The organism is Microbispora sp. NPDC049633 (assembly GCF_040675265.1).
GTDB classification, from domain to species: domain Bacteria; phylum Actinomycetota; class Actinomycetes; order Streptosporangiales; family Streptosporangiaceae; genus Microbispora; species Microbispora maris.
The window spans coordinates 1-1,035 of record NZ_JBFAOO010000441.1; the positions used below are offsets into that span (position 1 = coordinate 1).

Below are 1,035 nucleotides of genomic sequence, written 5' to 3' on the forward strand. Positions count from 1 at the left end.
AGCGGCCTCCGTCGTCCGCGGCGCGGCCCCCCGGTGGTACGCCGACCCCGCCACGACCAGAGCCCTGGCGGGCGATGCGGCGGCCTGGTTCGACGGCGAGCGGGAGACCCTGCTGGCGGGGGTGGCGCAGGCTTGCCGGCTCGGGATGAGCGAGGCGGCCTGGGAACTGTCCGCCCATGCGGCCGGCTACTACGCCTTCCGCGGCCACTACCGGGACTGGTCGTCCTCCCACGAGCTGGCGCTGCGGGCGTGCCAGGCGGGCGGCGACCGGTGGGGGGAGGCGGTGATGACACGCGGCCTGGGCCACCTGCGCATGCTCGGCGTGGACGTGCGGCGCGGCGTCGACCCGGAGGCGATCGAGGCGGCACTCGCGGAGTTCCAGGCGGCGGGGGAACGGCACGCCGCGCTCGACCTGCTGTGCCTGCGGGCCTTCGCGCTGCACCGCGCGGGCGACCCCGGCCAGGCCCGCGCGCTCGCGGACGAGGCCATGACCATGGCCGCGGAGATCGGCGACGAGCCCGCCCTGAGCCGTCTGTGGTGCCTGCGCGCCGTCGCGGACCGGGAGCAGGGGCTCCACGAGGACGCGGCCGTCTGCGCGGACCACGCGCTCCGCCTGGCCATCCGCGGGAACAGCCTCGTGGCCAGGACCCTCGCCCTGCGGGAGGTGGCCGCCGCCTGCCGCGACCACACCGCGTTGACGCGCGTCTCCCAGCAGATGGGGGAGGGCCTGCGGATCTGCCGGCGGCGCAACGAGCGGCTGCTCGAGGCGTGCCTCCTGCTCGCCCTCGGCGATCTGTCCCTGCGGTTCGGGCGCCGGGACCCGGCGAAGCTCGTCGCACAGGTGATGCCCGTGTTCGAGCAGTACGCGGTCCCGTCAGGACGGGCCACCGGGCTCCGGATCCTGGGGGAGTCCCACCGCCTCGGCGGCCGGGCGGACGAGGCGGTCCGCGCGCTCACCGAGGCGGTGCGCGTCACGCGGGAACTGCACGACCTCCACGAGCAGGCCCTCGCGCTGCGGGCCCTCGGCCGGGCCCA

General features: G+C 76.9%; 1 protein-coding gene. It reads left to right on the plus strand.

Annotated elements, in window-relative coordinates; genetic code table 11:
* Positions 1–1,035 (plus strand): hypothetical protein (locus AB0J39_RS39740; RefSeq protein ID WP_363474399.1); only part of this gene is annotated, 1,035 nt, incomplete at both ends.